The organism is Ensifer sp. ENS10 (assembly GCF_014852025.1).
GTDB lineage: Bacteria > Pseudomonadota > Alphaproteobacteria > Rhizobiales > Rhizobiaceae > Ensifer.
In genome coordinates this window covers 1-23,458 of the sequence record NZ_JACVAS010000018.1, presented here as the reverse complement: position 1 = coordinate 23,458, position 23,458 = coordinate 1, and the positions used below count along the sequence as shown (strand labels likewise).

Sequence of the window (23,458 nt, the reverse complement as noted above, 5' to 3'; positions counted from 1 at the left end):
AGCGCTACGCGTGACGCGGTAAAGACGCGCCATGCGCGTTCCTATTCGAAGACGATCTGGCGGACGTCGATGTTGCGGGCGCGAAAGCCGGCTTCGCAGTAATAGAAATAGAACTCCCACAGCCGCTTGAAGCGCAAGTCGAAGCCCAACGGCTCGATCCTGTTCCAGACCGACCAGAAGCGCTCGCGCCATTCGCCGAGTGTCCGGGCGTAATCGATGCCGAAGCCGAAATCGTTGATCATGCGCAGGCCGACATGGCCGCCAAGGTCGATGAGATGTTCGCGCGTAGGCAGCATTCCGCCCGGGAAAACGTATTTCTGGATGAAGTCCGGATTGGAGCGGTACTCCTCATAGGCTTCGGGCTTGATGGTGATGATCTGCAGGCCGGCCTTGCCGCCGGGCTTCAGGCATTGCTTGAGCTGCGAGAAATAGGTCGCCCAGAACTTTTCGCCGACCGCCTCGAACATTTCGATCGAGACGATGCGGTCATAGGTGCCTCTTTCCTCGCGGTAGTCCTGGAATTTCAGTTCGACGCGGTCGGCAAGGCCGGCCCGGTGGATGCGTTCGCGGGCGAAGGCCAGTTGCTCGCGGCTGATCGTCAACCCGGTCACCTTGCAGCCTATCTCGCTCGCTGCAAATTCCGCAAAGCCGCCCCAGCCGCAGCCGATCTCCAGCACGTGGTCGCCAGCGCGCAGGTTGGTGGCTTCCGCCAGTGCGCGATATTTGGCCGCCTGCGCGGAGCGGAGGTCGTTGGCGCCGGTGGCGTAGAGTGCGGACGAATAGGTCATGCTCGGATCCAGCCATTCGCTGTAGAAGGCGTTGCCGAGGTCGTAGTGAGCTGAGATGTTGCGGCGTGCGCCGGTTTTCGTATTCGCGTTGCGCCAGTGCAGGAACTTTTCGACAAGATGAAGCAGGCCACGCGCCCGGTTCGGGAAGTGCTTGCCGATCTCGGCATTGACGAGGAAGAGCTCGAGAAAAGCGCCGACATCGGGACTGTCCCAGTCGCCGTCGATATAGCTTTCGGCCGCCCCGATCGTGCCGCCTGTCACGGCGCGTTGCGGCAGGTTCCAGTTGTTCAAGGTGAGGATCGCGCTTGGGCCCGCTCTCTTGCCCCTCATCACCAGTTTGCGGCCATCCGGCACCGTGAGCATCAATGTCCCGGCCTGAAGATGCACGAGCGCGCTGAGCACCATGCGTGCCTTCAATGGGAAATCCCGCAGGACCATCGAGAGATTCTCGGCGGAAAGCTCCTGTGCGCCGTTGAACGCGGCGAGACTTGCTTCCAGCTCACGCATACACCACCCCCTCAGCTGTTGCATCCGTAAGGTGAGCCTAGCGGCAATCGCCCGAGACGCCAACCATGGATTTCTACCGGGGGCCTGTATCCGTTACGGTTCTCTCGGCGGGCTTGTGATCTCGCGGAACGCTGCAAGCGCCCGATCCCGCGCAATGGCGTGGTCGACGATCGGCTTTGGATAGGTTGCGCCAAGCTCGATGCCGGCGCCCGAAAGCACGGCAGCCGGAGCCGCAAAGGGGCGATGGATGTAGCGTGGCTCCAGCCGACCAAGTTCCGGGACGAATCGCTTCACATAGGCTCCATCCGGGTCGAACTTTTCGCCCTGGAGAACAGGATTGAAGATCCGGAAGAACGGCGCCGCATCCGCGCCCGACCCCGCGACCCATTGCCAGCTTGCGGCGTTGTTGGCCGGATCCGCATCCACGAGGGTGTCGCGAAACCATTGCTCGCCTTTCCGCCAGTCGATCAGCAGGTCCTTGATGAGGAACGAGGCGGTGATCATGCGCACGCGATTGTGCATGTAGCCATGCCGCCAGAGCTGTCGCATGCCGGCGTCGACGATCGGGAAACCGGTCAAGCCCTTGGTCCAGCGGGAAAAATCGCCGTCATGGTCCAGCCAGCGGAAACGATCGAACCGGCGATCGAGATTGCGACGCGGGAGTTCGGGATAGTGAAACAACAGATGGTAGGAGAATTCGCGCCAGGCGATCTCCTTGCGAAAGGTGGCAACACCTTCACCGCCATCGGTCTCGATTCCCTGCGTCGCGTGCCAGACCTGCGCCGGCGAGATTTCTCCGAAGGCGAGGTGAGGAGAGAGCAGGGATGTGCCGTCAGCCTCTGGACGGTCCCGGCGCACTTTGTAGTCTGCAAGCTTTTCGTCGATAAATTCGTCGAGGCGAGTGGTCGCGCCTTTTTCCCCCGGCGCCCATATTTCGCTGAACGTCGCTGCCCAGTTCGGTTTCGTTGGCAGAAGCGACCACGCGTCAAGCTGTTCTGAAGGGGGCCAGCTTTCCGGCGTCGCGATCTTTTGCGGCTCGTCGATCGGTGGAGCCGGCTCAACCTTCGCTTCGAGCGCGCGCCAGAAAGGCGTGAACACGCGATAGGGCCCACCGGTCGTCGTCAACAAGCGCATGGGCTCGTGCAGCAATTGCCCGGCAAAGCTCTCGGCCGCGATGCCCTGAGCTGCGAGTGCTTTCTTCAGGGCCGTATCGGTGGCAATGCCACACGGGTCGTAGCGGCGATTCCAATGGACACGCTTCGCTCCCGATAGGCGCGACACTTCGCTGAGGACGTCCAGTGGGTCGCCGGAGCGGAGAATGAGTCGCGAGCCGATCCGGCCCAGTCGAGCCCCTAACGCTTCCAGCGAATGGTGCAGCCACCATTGCTGCGCCGTGCCCAGCGGACCGTTGCCGCTTTCGTTCGGCTCCCGGATATAGAGCGGAATGACGGCAGCCTCATTGGCCGCAGCCGCAAGGGCCCTGTTGTCGCCAAGGCGCAGGTCCTTGCGGAACCAGACGATGATGGGCGCCGCGTTTGTCATAGGTGCCGTCTAGGACTGGGATTGATCACCGGGGGAACTTAGGTGCAAAATGAAAAAGAGCCATTCGCATTTTCTGCAAATGGCTCTTTTTGAAACTGGCTCCCCGGGCCGGATTCGAACCGGCGACCTGTCGATTAACAGTCGAATGCTCTACCGCTGAGCTACCAGGGATCATCCGCGCCGCTGTTTCGCTGTGCGCTTCAGAAGTGAGGCTGCTAATACGCATGCTTTTCCGATTTGCCAAGCGGTTTTTTCAAAAAAAATGACAAGTTCGGTTGCGAGGCTGTGGAGAAGTCCCCAATTGTGGGAAAAGATGCCGGATAGGGAATGATGAATAAAAACAGGAAGCAGCCGCATTTCGGGATTGATCCGCAGACGCGTCAGATCGTGCTCGGGAAGTGGCGCATCACGCTGCCGGAATCGCCACTGCTGCGTATCCTGTTGGGCTCGCTTCTGGTGTTCTTTGGTTTTCTTGGCTTTCTGCCGGTGCTCGGCTTCTGGATGATACCGCTGGGCCTCATCGTGCTTTCGCACGATATCCCATCCGTCCGCCGTCGCCGGCGTCGCCTGGCTGTTTGGTGGGCGCGCTGGCGCGGACGAGCCGATTCTTCGAACGGCTCGTGAACCGGAGCTATTGCGGTCAAAGCACCCGCCCCGAAGCGGCTGAACCCTTTGTTGAGGGAGGCCGCCGAAAACTTTTCGGCAACCCATCAAACGCATAATGCAGTCGCGAATCAGGATGGGGACGCATGGCCAAAGCCACTACGAAACGTCGAAGCCGGAATTCCGGTCGGAGCAGGGGCAAACAAGGCGGTATGGCGCCGTGGTATCTGGCCGCCGCACTCACTGTCGGCGGCGTGGTCGCTTACGATCATCGCGCCGAACTGCAGCATTGGCCGGTGGTATCGGACGTGGTCGCGTTCACGTCCCGACACGAGTCGAGGCCGAAGCCCGTTCGTGTCGCGCAGAAATCGGACGCGCGTCCCGCGCAGCAGGCGGAGAAGCAGAAGCCGAATCCGATGACAAGAGTTGCCCTCGCCGCTCCGGTGCCGTCCGTCGACGTCGGCGCCAAGGCGCCGACACCCGTGGTGCGGCCCAATGAGGAAGTGAAGACGGCATCCGTTCGCACGGATCAGTTTTATTTCTGCGGGATTCGCAACGACAACTGCGTGATCGACGGCGCCACCTTCCTGTACCATGGCGAAACGATCCGCGTGGCAGACGTCGATGCGCCGCGTATTCGCCAGGCAAGCTGCGACAAGGAACGTTCGCGCGGCTTCTATGCCAAGCAGCGCCTGCGCGAGCTGCTGAACGCGGGTGACTTCAAGCTGGAAACGGCGAGCGGTCGTCAGGATGCCAAGGCCGGTGAAAAGCTGCGGCTGGTTACCCGCGGCGACCAGTCCATCGGGCGCGTGCTCGTATCCGAGGGGCTGGTGCGGCCGTGGACAGGACACGCGACGCCCTGGTGTTGAGGCCACCCCAGATGCGATCGGCGGAGGTTCGCGATCGCTCTGTGGAAAGTATCCGTCTTACAAATCGACGACGCGTTTTTCGGAAAATGCCTCTTGCGGTTTTTCTGCAATCATTCTAAATCCGCGCCAACGCTCGGTTATCCGAGCTGTGAGGCCTCGTGGCGGAGTGGTGACGCAGAGGACTGCAAATCCTTGTACCCCGGTTCAATTCCGGGCGAGGCCTCCAAACATTTTCACCAACGAAATCAACACGTTGTAGCGATGTCGAGGCGGGGAAATCCCCGCTTCCATGTCGCGTCATGTTGCAAGCCAGTACGATTGATTTCAAATGGTTTTCTGCGACACTCGGCTACTCCACGCGACATGAAACGCGACATAGAGGGCTTGGGAAATGGCAGGCGAGCATCTGAAGACCTTGGACTCGGCACTGGAGAAAGCGCGAGAGCATCGAAGGGCTCTAGCTGCTAAATTGGCTGGCGATTATAACCGGGGCCAAACTGAGAGTTGGCGCGACCAGTTTGTGCAGACTCAGCAAGCAATAGATGCCTTGCTCCGGGCGATCGAAGACGAAAAGGCCCTCCAGCCCAAATAAGGCCGCTTCGGCGCCGTTAAGCATCTGACGAATCAGGTAGCCGCCGGCAGAAACCCGCTGACCAACTGCGCGTGCGTAAAATCTGGATCTCCATCCTCGCCGCCGACGAAGACGAAGCAAGCCATCATGTATTCGGCCTTGAGGTGGATTCCCTCGATCGTGACCGACCGGTAGGCACACAGCGCCTCACCGGATCGCATCATCTCGGCGACGACGTCATCGGGCACGTCGCCGCCTGGCAGGCCGTAGTAGCGCGCCATAGCGGCCCTGTGGGCGTCTATGAGGCTTTGGACTGTTTGGACGTCGGACATCGCTTAGCCCCCCGCAGGAAAGCCAGCGCTGGCTAGGACCGCCTTAGCGCGCTCGCTTGGGGGCTGCTGCCTGCATGTCTGGTTGTATACGTCCCGTCCACCGCTCCGGTGGGCGACAAAGCTGTCCATCACGTCGACGCCAAGCTCTTCCGCGACTGCGCAGTGCTCTGCCCAGAGGAAGGCGTAATAGTGCTCAAGCTCTTTGCGGGTCGGCGGCGTGAGAACGCTCGCAGTGTCAGCGGCTGGCGCCGGCAAGGGAATCGCCGTACCGATCACGCCGCCGGCCGTACCTGCAAGGCCGCCCAAAAGGGTTCTTCTGCTGATCGCGGTCATTGGTGGGACTCCTTCAGCGCGAGGGAGATCAGATCGTTGGCCTTACGGACTTCCTGGGAGAGCGTGTAGGCCAGATGCGAGATCGCGTTGATTTCGGTTTCGTCGCATCCGGTGGTGCCCTCTGCCGCCATGATCAGCGCCTGGGCAAGGTTTCGGGTGCCACAGAGGCGATCAACGGCTTCGACAAGTCTGTCTCTAGGCAAGCCTTCGGCGACTGCCTGAATCGATCGAGCAAGCATCGTAGTCACTCCAAATGGTGATATTTACACCATTAACGATAATATCATCGCCGATTTGCTGTCAACAGGAAATGGTGATAAAAACACCACATGAAGCCAAATCAATGTCGAATGGGGCGTGCAGCCCTCAATTGGAGCACCCAGGAACTCGCACAAAAGGCGGGCGTGGGAGCAAACACGGTCAACCGCTTCGAGTCCGGTCAGGATGCTCGCGTGAGCAGCGTCGACAAGATGAGGAACGCGATGGAAGAGGCCGGCGTCGTTTTCATCGCCGATGGCGAGGCATCCGCTGCCGGCGGCCCTGGAGTGAGACTGGGAAGATGAAAAGACTTCTTGCACTGCTCGCTGTGGTCAGCCTGCCGATTATTGCGCAGGCCAGCACTAAAGAACTCGACATTGCTGCAATGCAGGCGACCCGCTTCGGCCTAAAACCCATGCCTGCAGCGGATCGGCAAGCACTGGCGGAGGCTGCACTAGCCTATTGGAAAAGTTTCGATAGCCGCATTCCGCGAAACTCACCCCAGACACTGGAGTGGCTGAGGGGCGAAATGAATACGACGGATGGGACACGCATCTCGAAGGTAACGGGTTCGCCTGAATATGCAGTGATGCATCTTGCCGACATTTCCGAGAATTGCGTCTCTCTCTTCGAGAGCTTGACAAAGAGCATCGCGGGCGATCGTCTGACCGAGATGTATCTGTGGACGAAGACCCTATCTTGCCACAAGTCGCCAGACGACTTGCTGGTGTATTTGCAAAGGGCAGGGCTTTCGAACGGTCGATATGATGGTGAGTTCCAACTTCAACACTTTGGCTTCTATCACAGCACCGTGACCGGCCACATCGCCAATGCGCTCATCTCGGAGCCGGTCCAATAACCGACTTTTGGGATTTGATTAAATTTCAACCAAACCTATATTGAAGGCATACGGTCCCTCTCGCCTGCTGACCACGGATGTACTGGCAGCGGCGGGAGGCGATCACGAAAGGTCGGGTTATCCGGCCTTTTTTGTTGCAGTGAGTAGATCCCCCTGCTTTGCTTGCGGCGTCTGCCTTACGACTGGCAGACGATCTTTGCGACCTGTTCGCGATCCTCCTTGGACCACTGCTCCGGCTTTTCACCGTGAGCGGTCGCGCCGTGAAGCTCGATGTGCTTCCAAAGCTCGGCTTCAGTCTCGGCCGTGAATGATCCTGGACAGGCTTCCATACCGGGGAAGTCCTTGCACCGGTAAGTGTATGGCATCGCGTTCACCCTCCCATTTTTCCCTCGCAGGATATCATGTGGGAGTTTGAGCGCCGCCCTCAAAATCCCCGTGCAGGAGGCGGATTTTCGCCGTCCAGCATGGCGCCCGGTGTCTGACATAGGCTGTCCGTTGCCCGAGCATTTTCCTGCTGTAGGAGAGCCCAAAGCGCCCGACCGCGCCCTGGCGCAAATGCGTTCAAAGGATTTGGCAATGAGCTAGGGGAGGAGTATAATCCCTCTTGCCGGTAGCGTCTGGCTCGCGTCAAGTGACGACAAAGCTTGATTTGCGGTATCTCCAATGGGTTTCAAGAGGCTCATCGGAGGAACCAGAACCACCCGCTACCGGTTCTCGGAAGGTCGGGTTTAGCCCGGCCTTTTTTGTTGCCTATATTTTACCATTGACTAATACGTGCGCTGTGCGAACCTAAGACCCTCGGTTGTAGGGCGTGGGGGGACACCATGAGGCCTTTAACTGCATGCATTGCCGCGACCTGTGTCTTTGCACTGGCGACATCAGCCAAGGCCGACACTAATGAGTTCTGCACCAATGTTGGTGAACTCGCCCGAGTCATCATGACAAAACGTCAAGCCGATTTTCCGATGTCCACGTTGATGCAAAGCATTGACGGTGTCGATGAAGCAACGAGACCTCTCGCCCGCCTGCTAATCATCATGGCCTATCAGAAGCCCGATTTTTCAGTCGAGGAAAACCAGCAAGAGGCGGTTGCCGAATTCCGTAACCAGGCGGAACTGTCTTGTTACCAAAACAAGCGCTAGGGGCCCAAGCCGCCGATCGCTCAAAAGCAGGGAAATCTGCAGTTGGTTTGAGGGGACCAGATTTACGCGAACCATCCCAGTTAAGGCGCCGTGCTTTAGTGCTCGGCCCACTTCTGCTTTTACTTCCAAAAGACGCTGAGGCGCGCCGTCGTAGCGGGCGATGGGGAGGCGGTGGCGGAGGTCGTTCGCCCTTCGCGCTGCTCATAGGTGGCGTGGTAGTTTGCGCGATACTTGTCGCCAATTCCGTGTTTGATAAAAGCCTGCCTTCAAAAGGGACAGGCAAGCTTCAAGCGTCGCCTGAGGCTGTGGGGAGGTCCACCAAATTCAATTCGACCAAACGCACGGCGGCGCCGAGAAGCGGTTTATCGCCCTGGGTGTTTGTGTTGCCTCTAGCTGGCGTCGTGATAGGTGGAGCCTACGGCTGGGCAACCGTGCCGCCGGAAGATACCATTTCCGCATCCTTCCCCATATGCACATCGAGCGTGCGAACAACGTGCGTCGTGGACGGTGATACGTTCTGGCTCGAAGGCACCAAGTACCGCATCGCGGACATAGACACGCCCGAGATCAGCGAGCCGCGTTGCGCCGAGGAGAAGGCGCTGGGTGAGCAAGCCAAGTTCCGTCTACAGTCGCTTCTGAATGCCGGCGCCTTCGGTCTCAAGGCCGGCTTGCGTGACGAGGACAAATACGGCCGGAAACTGCGCGAAGTCTACCGCGGCGGTCAATCGCTCGGCTCTCAACTCGTCGACGAGGGGCTGGCGCACCGTTGGATTGGGTTCAAACAGTCCTGATGCGGATAAGTATGGGGGAAAGATAATGGCAATCGAGTGGGAAAAGGGCAGACACGCAAAGGTGAGACGCGGACGAGTGGGCAATGAGATTGTGGCTGAAGTCCATACTCTTGGCACTCACAAGCACACGAAAATCAATAATGATGTTTACTCGGTTACAGTCCTAGCAAGGGAACTCTCGAAGCGCTTTCGGGGCGTCGATGAGGCAAAGGCCGCCGCTGAGGTTGAGTATAACAATCTGATCAACCGCTCATAGGTTCGGGTTGCCCGCCATCGATCGCTATTGCCGGTCTGCCTCTTTCGCTGCGCGCATGAACCGCAGTGCTGCATGGTAGGAGATCCCGCTCTTCTCGTTGATCCACGGCTGAAAATGGCCTGTGGGGAGCCTCTTTTTGATGGCGAGGAGTTCCCGGCCAAGTTCGATCATCCTTTCCTTCGATACACGCTCATTGCGCCTGGGGATGCGCCGACGGGCTTGCTCTGGCTGGACAGCGGGAATGGGCGGCTCTGTTAGGCGATATGAAGCCGCGATTGCCTCTCGTTGCTTTCTCAACTGGCAACCTCTTGAACTGCCGGATCGTCATGCCGAGGCCGAATGCTGCCGGCGCAATGGCCTTGTTGTGGCCAGGAGGCATCGCCCTGATCCGATCGTACTGCCACATATTCGGCAGTCGCATGATCCCGACGTCTTCGATTTCGATTTCTGTCAGTGGGGCGCTCATGGGCGTCACCGTTCCAGCATGGCTTGTCTGACGGCGTTACGGAACTGATCGGCCATAGCTCGCCGAGACAGGTCGTTGCCGACATTACCGCCGTTGAAGTGGTTGACGATCTGGATCGGATGTTCAGACCGCGCAGCCGACGCCGCTGCCCCGCGCTGATCGGAGACGTTGGTATCGTCGACGATGATCACTCTTTCCCGACGGCGCTTGAAAAACTCGATTCGTTGATCTTCGCCGGCCATGATCTGACCGCCGTGGCAAAGCCCGCATGCTTCTTCAGACGGTCAAGGAGCGAAGGGCCGCCCGAGCCGCTGATGGCACCGAGTGCCCGGCTCAGAGCCTCTGTCGGGCCACCGCTGAGACCGCGCAAGGCTTCCGTGTTGCCGTTCATCAGCGCATCGGCGACGGGATCATATCGGTCACCGCCGCGGCCGGCGTTGTTCCGCGCAGCGTTGAAGTAATAGGGCGCGAACGGGTCCAAATGGCTCTGGCCTTCCGAACCCGAAGAGCCGCTGTAGGAGCTGCCAGAGGAGTACGAAGAACGCGAACCACCACCAGAGGAGGAGGAACTGACGCCGTAGGATTCGAGCTTCTTCAGCATGGCAAGGATCTGATTGTTGTCGTCGTCATTTGTCTCCCAGAAACGGGTGTGAATGCGCAGCTCGGCCATGATGTTGTACGTGTTGTCTTCGATCAGGGAGAGCATGTCTCGGCCACCGGAGAGGATCGACGCCGTGCTGTTCGCGTTGGTGACGTTGCCTGCGCCGGACATTTTCAGGAGTTCCGGGCCCTGTTCGCCGACGAGGTACAGATCGCCGCCCGAGACCGGACCACCCGCTGCGCGTTTGCCCTGTAGTTCGAGCATGGTCTGAATGTCGGACTGGTCGACAAGATAGCCTTGCGTACGGACGGCAGGGCCATTGCCAGACGATACGCCGATGGTCTTGCCGCCAAGGCTGTAGGACTGATAGCTCATATCAGCCTCGCCGCCGTGGACCCTGACACCCGTAGTGCCGCCGCCAGAGGCCGGTACTTCGTATTGCTGGATGCCGATAGAGACGATCTTGTTCGGGATGTTCATGATCGACTGAGAAAGGGATTTGATGCCACCTTCCAGGCGTCTCACTTCCATGTAGCCGGCAACCATGGAGTTGATGAGCCGATCGACGGCCACGGTATCGCCGCCCAAGGCCATGAGGCTCTGACGCGCAAGCTCGATGGACTCGTGCGCCATCGCCGCAGTCGTGCCGCCCTTTCCGATAGCAGTCATAACCTTCTCGATGCTCGTGGCGGCGTTGTCGATCGCTTTAGCCCCTGCTGCATCACTCAGCAGACCACCGAAGATTTCCGACGACGGAATATCAGAGGCGGCCCTGAGCGCGACGTTGATATCCTTCAACTCCTTTTCCATGGTGCGGAGATTGGTGCTCGACTGCTGCAACGCCGAAAGCTGCTGCATCTGAGCCATCGCCAAGCTTTGGGTGACGTCCACCACGCCGGTATTTGCCGCCTGGGCAGCGGTTGCTATGCCGGTGATGGCGGCTGAGAGATCGTTTGCGCTAGCCGTGGAACCGGAGAGCAAGCGGGTAAAGGCCGCCGCGGACCGCCGCGGCCGAAGCGCGAACGCTGAGATCGTGGCGACCTTGGAAGAAGCCTATCCTGACCCTTTCGCACGCGAACTCCGCTTCATGGATGAGATTGATGAGCTGGCAAAAAAGCTGGAGCGCATCCGTGCAGGCCTGTTAGCTGAAGAAATTGCCAAAGGCAGCCAAGAGGCGAATGACCCTGACAGCCGAGCCGACGACGCTGATGGTCCTTTGAAGAAGCCGGAAAAGTGAGCCGCGATGTCCGTCCGCAAGCGCACATGGACGACCGCTAAGGGCGAAGAGAAGACCGCCTGGATCGTTGATTATGTCGACGCCAAGGGAATACGGCGCCAGAAGACCTTCAAGCTTAAGAAGCAGGCCGACGCGTTCGCCGCTACGGCCTCTGTCGAGGTCCGAGAGGGAACGCACGTCGCCGATCGGGACACCGTGACGGTGGAGAAATCCGGCTCGCTCTGGATCTCATCTGGCGAGAGTTCAGGCTTGGAGCGCTCGACGACAAACCAGCGCAAGAACCACCTCGAGAACCATATCAAGCCGCTGATCGGCAGCACGCTCTTGTCGAAGCTGACGTTGCCGGCCGTGCGCGACTTCGAGGACCGGCTACGCAAGGAAGGCCGCTCGCCGGCCATGACAAAGAAAATCATCACCTCGCTCGGCTCCATCCTTGCCGATGCGAACGAGCGAGGGCTGGCGACACGCAATCCGGTGCGGGACATGCGCGGCGGCCGGAAAGGCCGCGAGAGACGTGCAGAGAGGCGCCAGAAGGGCCGCTTGGAGATTGGCGTCGACATACCTAGCCGAGACGAGATCAAGGCGCTAATAGCCGCCCTGGACGCGCATCAGGTCGCCTTCAATAAACAGAGCCTCGCCGCCGCAAGCGGTGGCGAGGCTCTGTCGGATGCCAAGTTTCCCTCGGAATCAGTGGTAGCGGCGGATCAGCCCGACGAGCTTGCCCTGGATCTTCACCCGATCGGGCCCAAAAATCCTTGTTTCGTAGGCAGGGTTCGCGGCTTCGAGCGCGATCGATGCGCCCTTGCGCCGGAAGCGCTTCAGCGTCGCTTCCTCATCATCCACGAGCGCCACGATGATATCGCCGGGATTGGCCGTATTGCCATTGCGGATAATCACGGTGTCGCCGTCGAAGATGCCGGCTTCGATCATCGAGTCGCCCTTGACTTCGAGAGCGTAGTGTTCGCCGTTGCCGATCATGTCGAGCGGAACGGTAATGTCGTGCGTGTTGTTCTGGATGGCCGAGATCGGCACACCGGCAGCGATGCGGCCCATGACCGGCACGGAAACCGATGTGTTGTCGGCCACGGGCGTGGGCTTCGGCGGTGCGGCCGCTGGCGCCTTGCCGAGGCTGCCCTCGATCACGCTGGGCGAGAAGCCGCGGCGGGGCTGCTGCTGGCTGGACGCGTAGGCTTCCGGAAGCTTGATGACCTCGAGCGCGCGAGCCCGGTTCGGCAGACGGCGAATGAACCCGCGTTCTTCGAGTGCCGTGATCAGACGGTGAATGCCGGACTTCGACGCCAGGTCGAGCGCATCCTTCATTTCATCGAATGATGGTGGGACGCCCGACTCCTTCATGCGTTCGTGAATGAAGAGAAGCAATTCCTGTTGCTTGCGGGTCAGCATGGCACGTCGCTCCCAGAGGCGTGAAACAAATCAAGAACAGACACTATCTGTTCCATATGTGTTCCGCAAGTGCCTAAAATTCCGTGAATTCAGACAATTGGCGCGTCTGTGCGTGTCGATTGGTCACTTTTACGGGAGCAGAGCGGATTTGGGCGATGATCGTGCCCAAACGGAGGGCGGCGGCGGAGCGCATTGCGCGACGGCACGGCGATTCGAACGAATCGCGAGCGTTTTTGTGCAAAGAGGCTAGGCGGGCTGCGTGGCGGCGCAGGCGTCTTCGAATTCCTTCACCGTCTCGGCGCTGTTGTCTTCTGGAAGTACGGCATCCGCCGCATCGGTCGCGACCGGCCTGTCGCCATCATAGACGAACGACTGGATGTAGAACGCGATCGCACCCTTCCACACCTTGCGTCCATCGATCTGATGGCACGGCACGGCGCTCTCGAAATCGGTCTGAAGTTCGTCCACCGTGGCAGCGCTGAGCTTGACGTCAGGCATATTAGGCGATGCGACTATCGAAGCGAGAAGCAGGGCGGCAAGCACGGTGATCGTCCACTTTGATGCAAGGGTGGGACTACGGGGCGGTTAACGATGTGAACCGCGCTTTCGTTCCGAAGTCCAGCAAGCTTGGCGATCACTGCCATATGTTCAACAGCTCTTTGAGTGCAGGCTGTGGCCGTTTTGCGCCAGGGGCACGCAGCGGCAAAGCCGCCTCAGCCCGGCGCGCCGGCCGCGTCGCAATCGCTTCGGTTGCGCCAGGTCGCGGCCTCGCTGCCGGCGTGCACAAATCCGTGTTGTGAAGATGTCTCCGTCTCGACAGGTTGCAAGGGCGATCCCTGGAGTGCGGCGGCCACCGCCGCCGGCGACGAGACCGGCGAGTTCCTCTTCGTGAACGTCACCGATGCGGAATTCCTGACGGGGTTCGTGCGCAAAAGGACGTTGGCGGAAGAACTCCTCAAATGCCAGCGGGCCGTGGATGAGATCATCGCCGGCGAGGGCCGCAAATCCAAGGAGAAGAAGGCCGATCCGTTCAACGCGCCGAGCGGGAGCGCTCAGCGCGTGATCCGTTCAGCCTCTAACCCGCGGCTTGAGTGAAAGGCGGAGGGCCCAGTCGTCGTCTGCCCGAGGCGAACCACACGGCGCTGACGCCTGCCGACAAGCGCTCGTTAAAATGAAGCACCGCCAGGGATGGCGGTCCATCGTCGGACTATATTTCTTGGGAAAATGGCGGACAGGGTGGGATTCGAACCCACGGTACGGTTTCCCGTACGCTGGTTTTCAAGACCAGAGCCTTAAACCACTCGGCCACCTGTCCTTGCCTGAGCTCGCAGTCAACTGCTTACCGGGCACGGCGTTATTGCGCGAAGCCCCGTCGCTTTGCAAGATTTAACATGCGTCGCTGAAAGATTTTCTCGATGGCCGGACTGGAGCGTGCGGGCACGCTTTGCCGGTAACCATCTGTAAACCATAACGCATGAAATCCGGCGCTGATCTGTGGATGAGTTCGCATTTTCGCCTTGTTGCTGTCATGTTTAATCGACTGTTCCGTTTCGGGACGCCGAGATTTCCGCTGGGGGCACGAGCGGAAGGTTTCGAGTACGGCTTATTCGATCGATGTTGTGGGACAGATGACATCCAGTAAAAATGCGGCATATCTGGTCAAGGGACTGCGCCTTGCGGCAATTCCTGCGCTGTGCGTAACGCTCGCGGCCTGCGGATCCACGTCGAGCATCAAAAAGAAGCCGCGGAGCAAGGAATACTTCGCCGAATCCGTTTACGGCGTGAAGGCGAGCCCGCGCGTTGCCACCGGTAACAACATCCCCAAGGGCGGCGGACGCTATCAGGTCGGCAAGGCCTATCAGGTCAAGGGCAAGTGGTATCAGCCGAGGGAAGACTTCGGCTACAACAAGACCGGTACGGCTTCCTGGTACGGCTCGGCCTTTCATGGTCGCCTGACCGCCAACGGCGAGGTCTATGACAAGGCCCATCTGTCGGCCGCCCATCCGACGTTCCCGCTGCCGAGCTACGCGCGCGTCACCAACATGGAAAACGGTACGTCCGTCATTGTGCGCGTCAACGATCGCGGCCCCTATGAATTCGGCCGGATCATCGACGTTTCCTCGAAGACGGCCGACATGCTCGATATCAAGCGCAAGGGCAGCGCGCAGGTGCGCGTGCAATATGTCGGCCGCGCGCCGCTTGAAGGCAACGACATGCCCTATCTGATGGCGTCCTACGTTCAGAAGGGCGAACGTGGCCCGAGCGTGATGCCGGAAGGCCAGATCGAGACCGGCGTAATGGTCGCCTCGAACGAGCCGTTCCGCAAACAGAGCCATGGCACGATCACCGTCCCCGCAAAGGCCTCGCTCGATGTTGGCGAACCGGTGACGGCGCTCGCAGCTCCCGTGCCGCAGTTCGCCCAGCCGCAATCGCTGAACGAGTTCGTGATGCTGCCGGAAATCGGCCCGATCCCGCGTGAGCGGCCCGAGTTCATCCCGATGCCCGACGGCAACATGGCCTATGCTGCAGCTTACGTCGAAGTCCGCGTCAGCGATGCCGAGTCGCCGTTTGAAGCAATTATGGTCGACCGGAAGCAGCTTACCCCCCAAGTGATTGTCGATTACGCCGAGCGCCAGAAAGCAAGCGGCTCTGTCCGTTAACCGCAGGCGGCGTTGTGCCAAAATGACCACGCTGCTATGCCCAAGGGGAAACCGGAGTTTCCCATGCGCATGAAGATGTTTTCGGCGGTGTTTTTCGGCGTTGCGCTGTTTACAGGCGCCGTATTCGCGCAGACACCGGCGCCCGCTTTCGATACCAAGGCAAAGCAGATCCTGCTTGTCGATGCCGAAACCGGCACCGTGCTTTTCTCACGCGCCGAAAATCAACCGATACCGCCTGCATCGCTCGCCAAATTGATGACGATGGAGGTCGTGGCCGAGGCTCTCGGCAAGGGCGAGCTTTCCGCCGAAACCACCTTCGAGGTGTCCGAGCACGCCTGGCGCACCGGCGGTGCGCCCGCCGGCACCTCGACGATGTTTGCCGCATTGAAATCCCGCATCCGCGTCGCCGACCTCCTGCAGGGTGTGGCGGTCCAGCTTGCCAACGATGCCTGCATTATCCTTGCTGAAGGCATGACCGGGAATGAGGGCGCTTTTGCCGAGCGGATGACGGCGCGCGCGCGCGAGCTTGGCATGCCGGTTGCGACGTTCCGCAATGCCACTGGGCTCCCGGATCCCGGCAACCAGATCACGATGAGCGAACTGGTAACGCTCATTCGGCACCTCCACGAGGCACATCCCGATCTCTACAGGCTCTATTCGCAGCCGGAGTTCGAATGGAACAAGATCCTGCAACGCAATAAGAACCCGCTGATCGCGGCCAATATCGGTGTGGACGGCCTGGCGACCGGCTTTGCCGAAGGCTTCGGTTTCTCCCTGGCCGCTTCGCTGCAGCGCGGCGACCGCCGGGTCTATCTCGCCATGGGCGGTCTCGAAACCGACAAGGAGCGCATCGAGGAGAGCCGCAAGGTGCTCGATTGGGCAATGACCGCCTTCGAGAAGAAGCGGATTTTTGCCGACGGGGAGGCGATTGGCGAAGCGGCCGTCTATGGCGGCGATGCCGCCCACGTCGCCTTGGTTGCCGGCGGTCCGGTCGACGTGCTTTTGCCGGTCGACAATCCGGAACGGCTGACGGCGCGGATCGTCTATAAGTGGCCCTTGCGGGCGCCGGTGACTGCGGGGACGGAAGTCGGCGTCGTCAAATTGTGGAACGGCGAGAAGCTGCTGCGCGAAGTGCCGGTCAAGACCGCCAACGCCGTCGGGCAGGGCACGCTGACCAGCCGTGCTCTCGATGCGCTGCAGGAACTGCTGTTTTTCTGGATTTAGCCGCAGCTGGTTGCGGCGAGGGCGGTTCCTGCCAATTCATCGCCACCTGACGGTTTCACACGGCGGACCAATCGGTTAAACAGGGCCAGAGCGGAATGAGGAAAGTGTGCGCGGTTTTCTGCCCGCGTTCCGCTCTAGCTTATTAGAACAGGTCACGATGATTTCAGGTCGATTCGACCTGAAATCATCGTGACCTGGGTCGCATGCCGATATGGGAACGCATGGTGTCGCTGAAAAAAGGTCTGTTCGTAACATTCGAAGGTGGGGAAGGTGCCGGCAAGTCGACGCAGCTTCGTCTTCTTGCCGAATCCCTGCGCGGGCGCGGCTACGAGGTGCTGACGACACGCGAGCCTGGCGGTTCAGCCGGCGCCGAAGCGGTGCGCCACGTGCTTCTTTCGGGAGCCGCGGAGGCCTTCGGGGTCAGGATGGAGGCGATCCTCTTTGCAGCGGCCCGGAGCGATCATGTCGAAGAGGTCATCCGGCCGGCGCTCGACAAGGGTACGATCGTGCTGTGCGACCGTTTCATGGATTCTTCGCGCGTCTATCAGGGCATCACCGGCAACCTGGAGCAAAGCTTCGTCGAAAGTCTGGAGCGTGTGGCGATCAACGGTGTCGTGCCGGATCGGACCGTGATTTTCGATCTGCCGGCGAGCATCGGCCTCGAGCGGGCGCAACGCCGCGCCGGGGACGACAATCCTGATCGTTTCGAGAAGGAGCAGCTGGAGACGCATGAGAAACGGCGGGACGCCTTTCTCGATATCGCCAGGCGCGATTCCGAGCGATGCCGGGTCGTCGATGCGACGCAGCCTGTCGAGGCCATCGCCACCGAGGTGCTTTCCCTCGTCGAGGCCCTCCTGCCGCATGGCGACGGCACCGACACGTCGACCGAGGAAGTCGTGTCATGAGCGCGGAAAGAGGCGGCGTCCTGGATGGCGCCATCGCGCCCGCCGAGAACAATCGACTGTTCGGCCACGAACAGGCGGAAAGCTTCCTGGCGCAGAGCTATCGCTCCGGCAAGGGACACCACGCGATCCTGATCGAAGGGCCGGAGGGGATTGGTAAGGCGACGCTTGCCTTTCGCTTTGCGCATCACATCCTGAAACATCCGGAACCCGCGGAAGCGCCTGAAGCGATTTCCGATCCCGATCCGGCTTCCGCCATCGGGCGGCAGCTCGCCTCGGGCGCCTCGCACAATCTCTTGCACCTGAGCCGCCCGATCGATGAGAAGACGGGCAGGGCGAAGGGCGCGATCACCGTTGACGAGGTCCGACGCGCCGGCAAGTTCTTCAGCCAGACGTCAGGTACGGGCAACTGGCGCATCGTCATTATCGACCCGGCGGACGACCTCAACCGGAATGCGGCCAATGCCATCCTGAAGATCCTCGAGGAGCCGCCGCGCCGCTCGCTCTTCCTGGTGCTGACGCATGCGCCCGGAAAACTGTTGCCGACGATCCGCTCGCGCTGCCTGCCGCTGCGGCTGAAGCCGCTCGACGTCGCGCCGCTCAGTCAGGCTCTGGCGCATCTCGGTTTCGATCTCGAAGGCGAGAACGCCGAGCGCATCGTCGCGGCCGCCAATGGCAGCGTCGCCGAAGCGCTGAAGCTCATCAATTATGGCGGACTGGAAATTGCCGCGACATTCGAAGGAATCCTCGCAGGGCAGGGCCCGGCGGTCCGCAAGGACATGCACAAGCTGGCCGACGTGCTCTCGGGCAAGGACAGTGAAACGATCTTCGAATTCTTCCAGGCTCTCGCAAGTGACCGCATCATGCGCGACGCGCGGGAGGCCGCGATTGCGGGAGACATCGTGCGCGCCGAGCGCTTCGCGCGGCTTTCGGCTTCCGTGACCGAGCGGCTGACCGTCAGCGACGCCTACAATCTCGACCGCAAGCAGACCATCCTGTCGCTGCTCGACGATTTGAAAGCGGCGCTATAGCGCCGCCTGGAAGCGCCACTTGCGCTCGATTGCCGCCTGCAGGTCGAGCTTGTGGTGGTGGGCGAAAAGCAGCACATGCCCGAGCAGGTCGGCGGTCTCGTCGGCCATCAGGGACCTGAGTTCGTCCGTTGATTTCCCGTTGCGTCGGCCGCGGCCGCTGAGCTTGTTCCAGACCTGCGTCAACTCCCCCAATTCCTCCTGCATCTTCAGGATGAACCAGTCGGGGTCGCGCTCGATTCCGTGCGCGCCGGCATAGCCGGCGGAGGCGGTTTCAAATTGGCTGCCAAGTCGCTCCAGCATGATTCACCCTCTTTCGTTTGTTTCTGTTTTGTTCTAGGTCGCGCATGCGGATTATGCAAGGCTGGCAGCGCCAGCGGCGACCTCTCCGACCGGGCTTTTCACGGATCGCATGTTTCTTCCTTGCGGCGTATGCGCTAAGAGCGTGCGTAGCTTAATCCGAGATAGATCGAATCCGCCTATGAGAGACAAGTCCCCTTTCTACATCACCACCGCGATTTCCTACCCGAACGGCCGGCCGCATATCGGCCACGCCTATGAGTTGATCGCGACGGATGCCATGGCGCGCTACCAGCGCCTAGATGGACGTGACGTGTTCTTCCTGACCGGCACCGACGAGCACGGCCAGAAGATGCAGCAGACGGCACGCAAGGAAGGCGTGACTCCGCAGGAACTGGCCGACCGCAACTCCGCGGAATTCCAGAAGATGGCCGTGCTATTGAATGCGTCCAACGACGACTTCATCCGCACGACCGAGAAGCGCCATCACGATGCGTCGCAGGACATCTGGATTCGCATGGGCGAGGCGGGCGACCTCTACAAGGATTCCTACGCCGGCTGGTACTCTGTGCGGGACGAAGCCTACTACCAGGAGAACGAGACCGAACTGCGCGACGATGGCGTCCGCTACGGCCCGCAGGGAACGCCCGTCGAATGGGTCGAGGAGCAGAGCTACTTCTTCCGCCTCTCCGCCTATCAGGACAAGCTCCTGAAGCACTATGAGGAAAATCCTGATTTCATCGGTCCGGCCGAACGCCGCAACGAGGTGATTTCGTTCGTGAAATCGGGCCTCAAGGATCTCTCGGTTTCGCGCACCACCTTCGACTGGGGCATCAAGGTTCCGAACGACCCGGCGCACGTGATGTATGTCTGGGTCGACGCGCTGACGAACTACATCACCGCGACCGGCTATCTCGACGATCCCAAGGGTCCACGCGCCAAGTTCTGGCCAGCCAACATCCATGTGATCGGCAAGGACATCATCCGCTTCCACGCAGTCTATTGGCCGGCTTTCCTGATATCGGCCGGCCTGCCGCTGCCCAAGCGCGTCTTTGCCCATGGCTTCCTGCTCAACAAGGGCGAGAAGATGTCGAAGTCGCTTGGCAACGTCGTCGATCCGTTCAATCTGGTCGAGCATTTCGGTCTGGATCAGATCCGCTACTTCTTCCTGCGCGAAGTCTCCTTCGGTCAGGACGGCAGCTACAGCGAGGAGGGGATCGCGACCCGCATCAACTCCGATCTCGCCAACGGCATCGGCAACCTGGCGAGCCGCTCGCTGTCGATGATCGTCAAGAATTGCGACGGCCAGGTCCCGGTCTGCGGTACCCTGACCGACGAGGACAAGGCGATGCTGGCGGCCGCAGATGCGCTGCACGAGATCACGCGCGACGAGATGGGCAAGCAGATGATCCACCGGGCGCTGGCCGCGATCATCGCCGTCGTCTCCGAGACGGACCGCTACTTCGCCGGCCAGGAGCCCTGGGCCCTGAAGAAGACCGATCCGGCCCGCATGGGAACCGTGCTCTATGTAACGGCGGAAGTGGTGCGCCAGATCGCCATCCTCTTGCAGCCCTTCATGCCGGACTCGTCGGCAAAGCTGCTCGACCTGGTGGCGGCGCCCGCCGACAAGCGCGACTTCGCAGCCCTCGGCGAGGCGGGACGTCTCGTGTCGGGCACGCCGCTTGAAGCGCCGAAGCCGGTGTTCCCGCGCTACATTGCACCGGAAGCGCAATAAGGCACTTTGAGCATGCTGATCGATACCCATTGCCATCTGGATTTTCCCGATTTCGAAGCGGAGCGTGACGCCATCGTCGCGCGGGCGCATGAGGCGGGTGTCGAGCAGATGATCACGATCTCGACCCGCGTGAAGCGGTTCGAGACGATCCTTGCGATCGCTGAGGCCTATCCGAATGTCTTCTGTTCCGTCGGCACGCATCCGCATAATGCGGATGAGGAACTGGACATCACGACTGAAGATCTTGTCCAGCTGTCGGTGCATCCGAAGGTGGTCGCGATTGGCGAGGCGGGTCTCGACTATTTCTATGACAACGCTCCGCGTGACGCCCAGGTCGAAGGCCTGCGCCGGCACATTGCCGCAGCGCGCGAAACCGGTTTGCCGCTCGTCATTCATAGCCGCTCGGCCGACGAAGACATGGCGGCGATCCTGACCGAGGAAACAGGGAAGGGGGCCTTCCCTTTCCTTCTGCACTGCTTCTCGTCCGGCCCTGACCTCGCGCGTATCGGCGTCGAGCTCGGCGGCTACGTCTCCTTCTCGGGCATCCTGACCTTTCCGAAATCCGAAGAGTTGCGCGAGATCGCCAAGACCGTGCCGCACGACCGGATGATCGTCGAGACCGACGCGCCTTATCTCGCGCCGAAGCCGTTCCGCGGCAAGCGCAACGAGCCGGCCTATGTCGCCCATACGGCTGCCGTGCTCGCCGAAACGATCGGTGTGAGCAACGAGGAGATCGCTAGGATCACCACGGAAAACGCCTTCCGCATCTTCTCCAAGATGCCGAGGGTCTGACGTGGCGTTCCGGCGCGCCTTCACCATTCTCGGCTGCGGCTCGTCGCCGGGCGTGCCGCGCATCACCGGTGACTGGGGCGCCTGCAATCCGGACAATCCGAAGAACCGGCGCATGCGCGCCGCTTTGCTGGTCGAGCAGACCGCGCCCGATGGTGGCAAGACGACCGTCGTCATCGACACTGGTCCGGATTTTCGCGCGCAGATGGTTGCAGCAGGGGTGCACCACATCGATGCGGTGCTCTACACCCATTCCCATGCCGATCATCTGCATGGCATCGACGATCTGCGCGGTTATGTCATTGAAAACCGGAGGCGGGTGCCGATCTGGGCCGATGCCTATACGATGGGGCGAATCCGCGAGGGATTCGGCTATTGCCTGGAATCACCGCCCGGCAGCGGTTACCCACCGATCGTCGAGCCGCGGATCATTCCCGACGATCTATCGCCTGTGGTGATCAACGGTGCCGGCGGGCCGATCCCGTTCCGGCCGCTGATGCAGTTTCACGGCAACATCCATTCGCTCGGGTTCCGGGTCGGCGACTTTGCCTATTGCAGCGATGTCAGCGACTTTCCCGCCGAGACCGTCGCCAAGCTCGACGGTCTCGATCTGCTGGTTCTCGACACCCTGCAGTATAAGTTCCACCCGAGCCATCTGTCGCTGGTGCAGTCGCTCGGCTGGATCGCCAGACTGCAGCCGAAGCGGGCGGTACTGACGCACATGCATGTGCCGCTGGATTACGACACGGTTCAGGGCGAAACGCCCGATCATATCGAGCCGGCCTACGACATGATGCGGCTCGAATTCGACGTCGGCGATCCGACGTCTGGTGACGCGTAAATCAGATTAGCATTCTTATCTAATATACGGATTCACTTGGAGAAATAAGGCGCCAGATTGGTGCGGATACGCTCCAGAACCGATGCGCCCGAAAGGTCCGGGACAAAGCGCTGACCGGTGATCGTCTCGAAAGCTTCGATATAGACCGCCGAGGTCTGTTCGATGAGATCGACTGGAATTTCCGGGATCGGATCCTTGTAAGGGTCGCAGCGCGCGGTGACCCAGGCGCGCACGAAATCCTTGTCGAAGCTCTTCGGGCGTTCGCCGCGTTCGAAGCTTTGCTGGTAGCTGTCGGCGATCCAATAGCGGCTGCTATCGGGCGTGTGGATCTCGTCGGCAAGAATGATCGTGCCGTTTTCGTCGGTACCGAACTCGTATTTGGTATCGACGAGGATCAGGCCACGTTCGGCGGCGCGCTGCTGGCCACGGGCAAACAGGGCCAGCGCATATTGCCAGACCGTATCTAGCTGCTCTTTCGTCAGCAGGCCTTGCTCGAGGATCGCTTCGGCCGAGAGCGGCTCGTCGTGACCGCCGTCGAAAGCCTTACTGGTGGGCGTGATGATCGGCTGCGGCAGCTTCTCGTTGTCGCGCATGCCGTCCGGCAAGGTGATGCCGTACATCTCACGTTCGCCGTTGCGGTACTTGGTCAGGATCGAGGTGCTGGTGGTGCCGGCAAGATAACCGCGCACGACGACCTCAACCGGCAGAATGTCGAGCCGCTTGCCGATGACGACATTGGGGTCCGGATAGCTGACCACATGGTTCGGGCAAATGTCGGCGGTTTCCTCGAACCAGTAGCGCGCGGTCTGGGTCAGCACGTGACCCTTGTTCGGGATCGAGGTCAGGATGACGTCGAAGGCGCTCAGCCGATCCGTGGCGATGATGATACGGTTGCCATCGGGCAGATCGTAGTTTTCGCGAACCTTGCCTTTGTAGCGGTTTGGCAGTTCTGGAATGAAAGCATCTGAAAGAACGCGCAATTCGCTCATCACATCTGGCCTTGAAAGTGGTGCTTCGGTGCTGGAACGCTAAGCAGGCCGGAAAGGCCGGGTCAAGCGCGGCAAGGCAAGGACCAGCCGCAATCCATGTTTTCCGGCATATCCGATAGTTCCATAATCTATCTTATGCGATCTTTGTGTGTAGCCGCAAAGTTAAAGTGTCCTGTTTCTGCAAAGTAAGAATGTCACTCTCCCCGGGTTTTGCTGACCTGGGAGATTGCGGATGGGATTGATTGCGATGAGCGAGCGTGACCTGCAGCGGATCGAGATTTTGTCGAAAGTGACCGCCGGACGCATGACGTTGGCGTCGGCGGCGCGCGTGCTTGAGCTGAGCACCCGCCAGGTGCGTCGGTTGCTGGAGCGGATCAACACCGGCGGTGCGGCTTCGATCCGGCATAAGGCAATCGGCCGGCCCTCGAACA

The 23,458-nt window shown here is 60.5% G+C and carries 30 protein-coding genes, 3 tRNA genes and 1 pseudogene; 18 read left to right on the top strand and 16 right to left on the bottom strand.

The features are described 5' to 3' along the window. Positions 1 to 41: 41 nt before the first annotated feature. The 3 genes from IB265_RS34545 to IB265_RS34535 all read right to left on the bottom strand — a co-directional run bounded on the left by IB265_RS34545 (position 42) and on the right by IB265_RS34535 (position 3,008). Positions 42 to 1,295 (bottom strand): cyclopropane-fatty-acyl-phospholipid synthase family protein, encoded by a 1,254-nt coding sequence (locus IB265_RS34545; protein ID WP_156414771.1) that lies wholly within the window; start codon positions 1,293 to 1,295, stop codon positions 42 to 44. Positions 1,296 to 1,388: 93 nt separating this feature from the next. Next, the gene (locus IB265_RS34540) at positions 1,389 to 2,837 is read right to left on the bottom strand and encodes a deoxyribodipyrimidine photo-lyase (RefSeq protein WP_192496020.1); all 1,449 of its coding nucleotides are present in this window, start codon (positions 2,835 to 2,837) and stop codon (positions 1,389 to 1,391) included. 96 nt (positions 2,838 to 2,933) lie between these two features. Continuing rightward, positions 2,934 to 3,008: transfer RNA gene (locus IB265_RS34535), tRNA-Asn, on the bottom strand. Between the two features lie 156 nt (positions 3,009 to 3,164). Here IB265_RS34535 and IB265_RS37140 point away from each other — a divergent pair. The 3 genes from IB265_RS37140 to IB265_RS34520 all read left to right on the top strand — a co-directional run bounded on the left by IB265_RS37140 (position 3,165) and on the right by IB265_RS34520 (position 4,535). Next, positions 3,165 to 3,461: a hypothetical protein gene (locus IB265_RS37140; protein WP_375293108.1), complete on the top strand. Its 297-nt coding sequence runs from the start codon at positions 3,165 to 3,167 to the stop codon at positions 3,459 to 3,461. A gap of 125 nt (positions 3,462 to 3,586) precedes the next feature. Beyond that, the gene (locus tag IB265_RS34525) at positions 3,587 to 4,309 is read left to right on the top strand and encodes a thermonuclease family protein (RefSeq protein ID WP_057256000.1); all 723 of its coding nucleotides are present in this window, start codon (positions 3,587 to 3,589) and stop codon (positions 4,307 to 4,309) included. A 152-nt stretch (positions 4,310 to 4,461) separates the two neighbouring features. Beyond that, positions 4,462 to 4,535, top strand: a tRNA-Cys gene (locus IB265_RS34520). A gap of 398 nt (positions 4,536 to 4,933) precedes the next feature. Here the strand turns inward: IB265_RS34520 and IB265_RS34515 are convergent. Genes IB265_RS34515 through IB265_RS34505 form a run of 3 tightly spaced genes read right to left on the bottom strand, consistent with a single transcriptional unit; the run spans position 4,934 to position 5,784 of the window. Next, the gene (locus tag IB265_RS34515) at positions 4,934 to 5,212 is read right to left on the bottom strand and encodes a hypothetical protein (protein ID WP_192496018.1); all 279 of its coding nucleotides are present in this window, start codon (positions 5,210 to 5,212) and stop codon (positions 4,934 to 4,936) included. Between the two features lie 3 nt (positions 5,213 to 5,215). Continuing rightward, on the bottom strand, positions 5,216 to 5,545 hold the full coding sequence (locus IB265_RS34510) for a hypothetical protein (protein WP_192496017.1): 330 nt from the start codon (positions 5,543 to 5,545) through the stop codon (positions 5,216 to 5,218). Further along, positions 5,542 to 5,784: a hypothetical protein gene (locus tag IB265_RS34505; protein WP_057256008.1), complete on the bottom strand. Its 243-nt coding sequence runs from the start codon at positions 5,782 to 5,784 to the stop codon at positions 5,542 to 5,544. The genes IB265_RS34510 and IB265_RS34505 overlap by 4 nt, the downstream gene beginning before the upstream one ends. Before the next feature lie 90 nt (positions 5,785 to 5,874). Between IB265_RS34505 and IB265_RS37910 the strand changes: the two genes are divergently transcribed. Next, positions 5,875 to 6,108, top strand: a complete 234-nt coding sequence (locus tag IB265_RS37910) for a helix-turn-helix domain-containing protein (RefSeq protein ID WP_057256010.1) — start codon at positions 5,875 to 5,877, stop codon at positions 6,106 to 6,108. Continuing rightward, positions 6,105 to 6,662, top strand: a complete 558-nt coding sequence (locus tag IB265_RS34495; RefSeq protein WP_057256012.1) for a hypothetical protein — start codon at positions 6,105 to 6,107, stop codon at positions 6,660 to 6,662. The genes IB265_RS37910 and IB265_RS34495 overlap by 4 nt, the downstream gene beginning before the upstream one ends. A 176-nt stretch (positions 6,663 to 6,838) precedes the next feature. Here IB265_RS34495 and IB265_RS34490 read toward each other — a convergent pair whose 3' ends face one another. Further along, positions 6,839 to 7,027, bottom strand: coding sequence for a DUF1059 domain-containing protein (locus tag IB265_RS34490; RefSeq protein ID WP_057256013.1), 189 nt, complete (start codon positions 7,025 to 7,027; stop codon positions 6,839 to 6,841). A 459-nt stretch (positions 7,028 to 7,486) separates the two neighbouring features. On the opposite strand from IB265_RS34490, the gene IB265_RS34485 reads away from it, so the two are divergent. Continuing rightward, positions 7,487 to 7,804 carry a hypothetical protein gene (locus tag IB265_RS34485; protein ID WP_057256016.1) on the top strand — a complete coding sequence of 106 codons (318 nt, stop codon included), beginning with the start codon at positions 7,487 to 7,489 and terminating at the stop codon, positions 7,802 to 7,804. Between the two features lie 500 nt (positions 7,805 to 8,304). After that, complete coding sequence (locus IB265_RS34480) at positions 8,305 to 8,595, top strand: thermonuclease family protein (protein ID WP_309140584.1); 291 nt, start codon at positions 8,305 to 8,307, stop codon at positions 8,593 to 8,595. A gap of 280 nt (positions 8,596 to 8,875) precedes the next feature. Here the strand turns inward: IB265_RS34480 and IB265_RS34475 are convergent, their stop codons facing one another. From IB265_RS34475 to IB265_RS34460, 4 genes are read right to left on the bottom strand one after another with little or no spacing between them, the layout of a single operon-like run. Beyond that, positions 8,876 to 9,022, bottom strand: a complete 147-nt coding sequence (locus tag IB265_RS34475; RefSeq protein WP_113737528.1) for a DUF3102 domain-containing protein — start codon at positions 9,020 to 9,022, stop codon at positions 8,876 to 8,878. Positions 9,023 to 9,041: 19 nt separating this feature from the next. Next, positions 9,042 to 9,317 carry a hypothetical protein gene (locus tag IB265_RS34470; RefSeq protein ID WP_057256020.1) on the bottom strand — a complete coding sequence of 92 codons (276 nt, stop codon included), beginning with the start codon at positions 9,315 to 9,317 and terminating at the stop codon, positions 9,042 to 9,044. Between the two features lie 5 nt (positions 9,318 to 9,322). Next, entirely contained in the window at positions 9,323 to 9,508 is a 186-nt protein-coding gene (locus tag IB265_RS34465; protein WP_057256022.1) for a hypothetical protein, read from the bottom strand. Further along, on the bottom strand, positions 9,505 to 10,776 hold the full coding sequence (locus tag IB265_RS34460; RefSeq protein WP_162770989.1) for a hypothetical protein: 1,272 nt from the start codon (positions 10,774 to 10,776) through the stop codon (positions 9,505 to 9,507). Before IB265_RS34460 ends, IB265_RS34465 begins: the two co-directional genes overlap by 4 nt. Positions 10,777 to 10,798: 22 nt before the next feature. Here IB265_RS34460 and IB265_RS34455 point away from each other — a divergent pair, with 22 nt between their 5' ends. Together IB265_RS34455 and IB265_RS37905 are read left to right on the top strand one after the other, a co-directional pair. Further along, on the top strand, positions 10,799 to 11,155 hold the full coding sequence (locus IB265_RS34455) for a hypothetical protein (RefSeq protein WP_156414775.1): 357 nt from the start codon (positions 10,799 to 10,801) through the stop codon (positions 11,153 to 11,155). A gap of 6 nt (positions 11,156 to 11,161) precedes the next feature. Beyond that, positions 11,162 to 11,587, top strand: a pseudogene (locus IB265_RS37905) (site-specific integrase); the annotation flags it as partial. A gap of 255 nt (positions 11,588 to 11,842) precedes the next feature. On the opposite strand, the gene lexA reads toward IB265_RS37905, so the two are convergent. Both lexA and IB265_RS34440 read right to left on the bottom strand, forming a co-directional pair. Continuing rightward, a complete protein-coding gene (lexA, locus tag IB265_RS34445; protein WP_057256031.1) occupies positions 11,843 to 12,559 on the bottom strand; it encodes a transcriptional repressor LexA in 717 nt (238 codons plus the stop codon). A gap of 246 nt (positions 12,560 to 12,805) precedes the next feature. Continuing rightward, complete coding sequence (locus tag IB265_RS34440) at positions 12,806 to 13,057, bottom strand: hypothetical protein (RefSeq protein ID WP_057256033.1); 252 nt, start codon at positions 13,055 to 13,057, stop codon at positions 12,806 to 12,808. Between the two features lie 174 nt (positions 13,058 to 13,231). On the opposite strand from IB265_RS34440, the gene IB265_RS34435 reads away from it, so the two are divergent. Continuing rightward, the gene (locus IB265_RS34435; RefSeq protein WP_057256035.1) at positions 13,232 to 13,654 is read left to right on the top strand and encodes a hypothetical protein; all 423 of its coding nucleotides are present in this window, start codon (positions 13,232 to 13,234) and stop codon (positions 13,652 to 13,654) included. 130 nt (positions 13,655 to 13,784) lie between these two features. Here the strand turns inward: IB265_RS34435 and IB265_RS34430 are convergent. Further along, positions 13,785 to 13,874, bottom strand: a tRNA-Ser gene (locus tag IB265_RS34430). Between the two features lie 313 nt (positions 13,875 to 14,187). Here IB265_RS34430 and IB265_RS34425 point away from each other — a divergent pair. The 4 genes from IB265_RS34425 (at position 14,188) to IB265_RS34410 (ending at position 18,376) form a co-directional block, all read left to right on the top strand. Beyond that, entirely contained in the window at positions 14,188 to 15,219 is a 1,032-nt protein-coding gene (locus IB265_RS34425) for a septal ring lytic transglycosylase RlpA family protein (RefSeq protein ID WP_057256104.1), read from the top strand. A 63-nt stretch (positions 15,220 to 15,282) separates the two neighbouring features. Further along, positions 15,283 to 16,443, top strand: coding sequence for a D-alanyl-D-alanine carboxypeptidase family protein (locus IB265_RS34420; protein ID WP_058322492.1), 1,161 nt, complete (start codon positions 15,283 to 15,285; stop codon positions 16,441 to 16,443). 224 nt (positions 16,444 to 16,667) lie between these two features. After that, positions 16,668 to 17,348 (top strand): dTMP kinase, encoded by a 681-nt coding sequence (gene tmk / locus IB265_RS34415; protein ID WP_373419872.1) that lies wholly within the window; start codon positions 16,668 to 16,670, stop codon positions 17,346 to 17,348. Next, a complete protein-coding gene (locus IB265_RS34410; protein ID WP_057256041.1) occupies positions 17,345 to 18,376 on the top strand; it encodes a DNA polymerase III subunit delta' in 1,032 nt (343 codons plus the stop codon). Before tmk ends, IB265_RS34410 begins: the two co-directional genes overlap by 4 nt. Here IB265_RS34410 and IB265_RS34405 read toward each other — a convergent pair. Next, on the bottom strand, positions 18,371 to 18,676 hold the full coding sequence (locus IB265_RS34405; RefSeq protein ID WP_057256043.1) for a hypothetical protein: 306 nt from the start codon (positions 18,674 to 18,676) through the stop codon (positions 18,371 to 18,373). The genes IB265_RS34410 and IB265_RS34405 overlap by 6 nt on opposite strands. A gap of 178 nt (positions 18,677 to 18,854) precedes the next feature. Here IB265_RS34405 and metG point away from each other — a divergent pair, with 178 nt between their 5' ends. From metG to IB265_RS34390, 3 genes are read left to right on the top strand one after another with little or no spacing between them, the layout of a single operon-like run. After that, positions 18,855 to 20,408 (top strand): methionine--tRNA ligase, encoded by a 1,554-nt coding sequence (metG, locus tag IB265_RS34400; protein ID WP_192496016.1) that lies wholly within the window; start codon positions 18,855 to 18,857, stop codon positions 20,406 to 20,408. Between the two features lie 12 nt (positions 20,409 to 20,420). Continuing rightward, positions 20,421 to 21,200 (top strand): TatD family hydrolase, encoded by a 780-nt coding sequence (locus tag IB265_RS34395; RefSeq protein ID WP_057256047.1) that lies wholly within the window; start codon positions 20,421 to 20,423, stop codon positions 21,198 to 21,200. A 1-nt stretch (position 21,201) separates the two neighbouring features. Continuing rightward, complete coding sequence (locus IB265_RS34390; RefSeq protein WP_057256049.1) at positions 21,202 to 22,038, top strand: MBL fold metallo-hydrolase; 837 nt, start codon at positions 21,202 to 21,204, stop codon at positions 22,036 to 22,038. Between the two features lie 32 nt (positions 22,039 to 22,070). On the opposite strand, the gene IB265_RS34385 is transcribed toward IB265_RS34390, so the two are convergent. Beyond that, the gene (locus tag IB265_RS34385; protein ID WP_057256106.1) at positions 22,071 to 23,018 is read right to left on the bottom strand and encodes a phosphoribosylaminoimidazolesuccinocarboxamide synthase; all 948 of its coding nucleotides are present in this window, start codon (positions 23,016 to 23,018) and stop codon (positions 22,071 to 22,073) included. A 241-nt stretch (positions 23,019 to 23,259) separates the two neighbouring features. Here IB265_RS34385 and IB265_RS34380 point away from each other — a divergent pair. Further along, a partial coding sequence (locus tag IB265_RS34380) for a helix-turn-helix domain-containing protein (RefSeq protein WP_192496015.1) occupies positions 23,260 to 23,458 on the top strand: 199 nt, incomplete at its 3' end.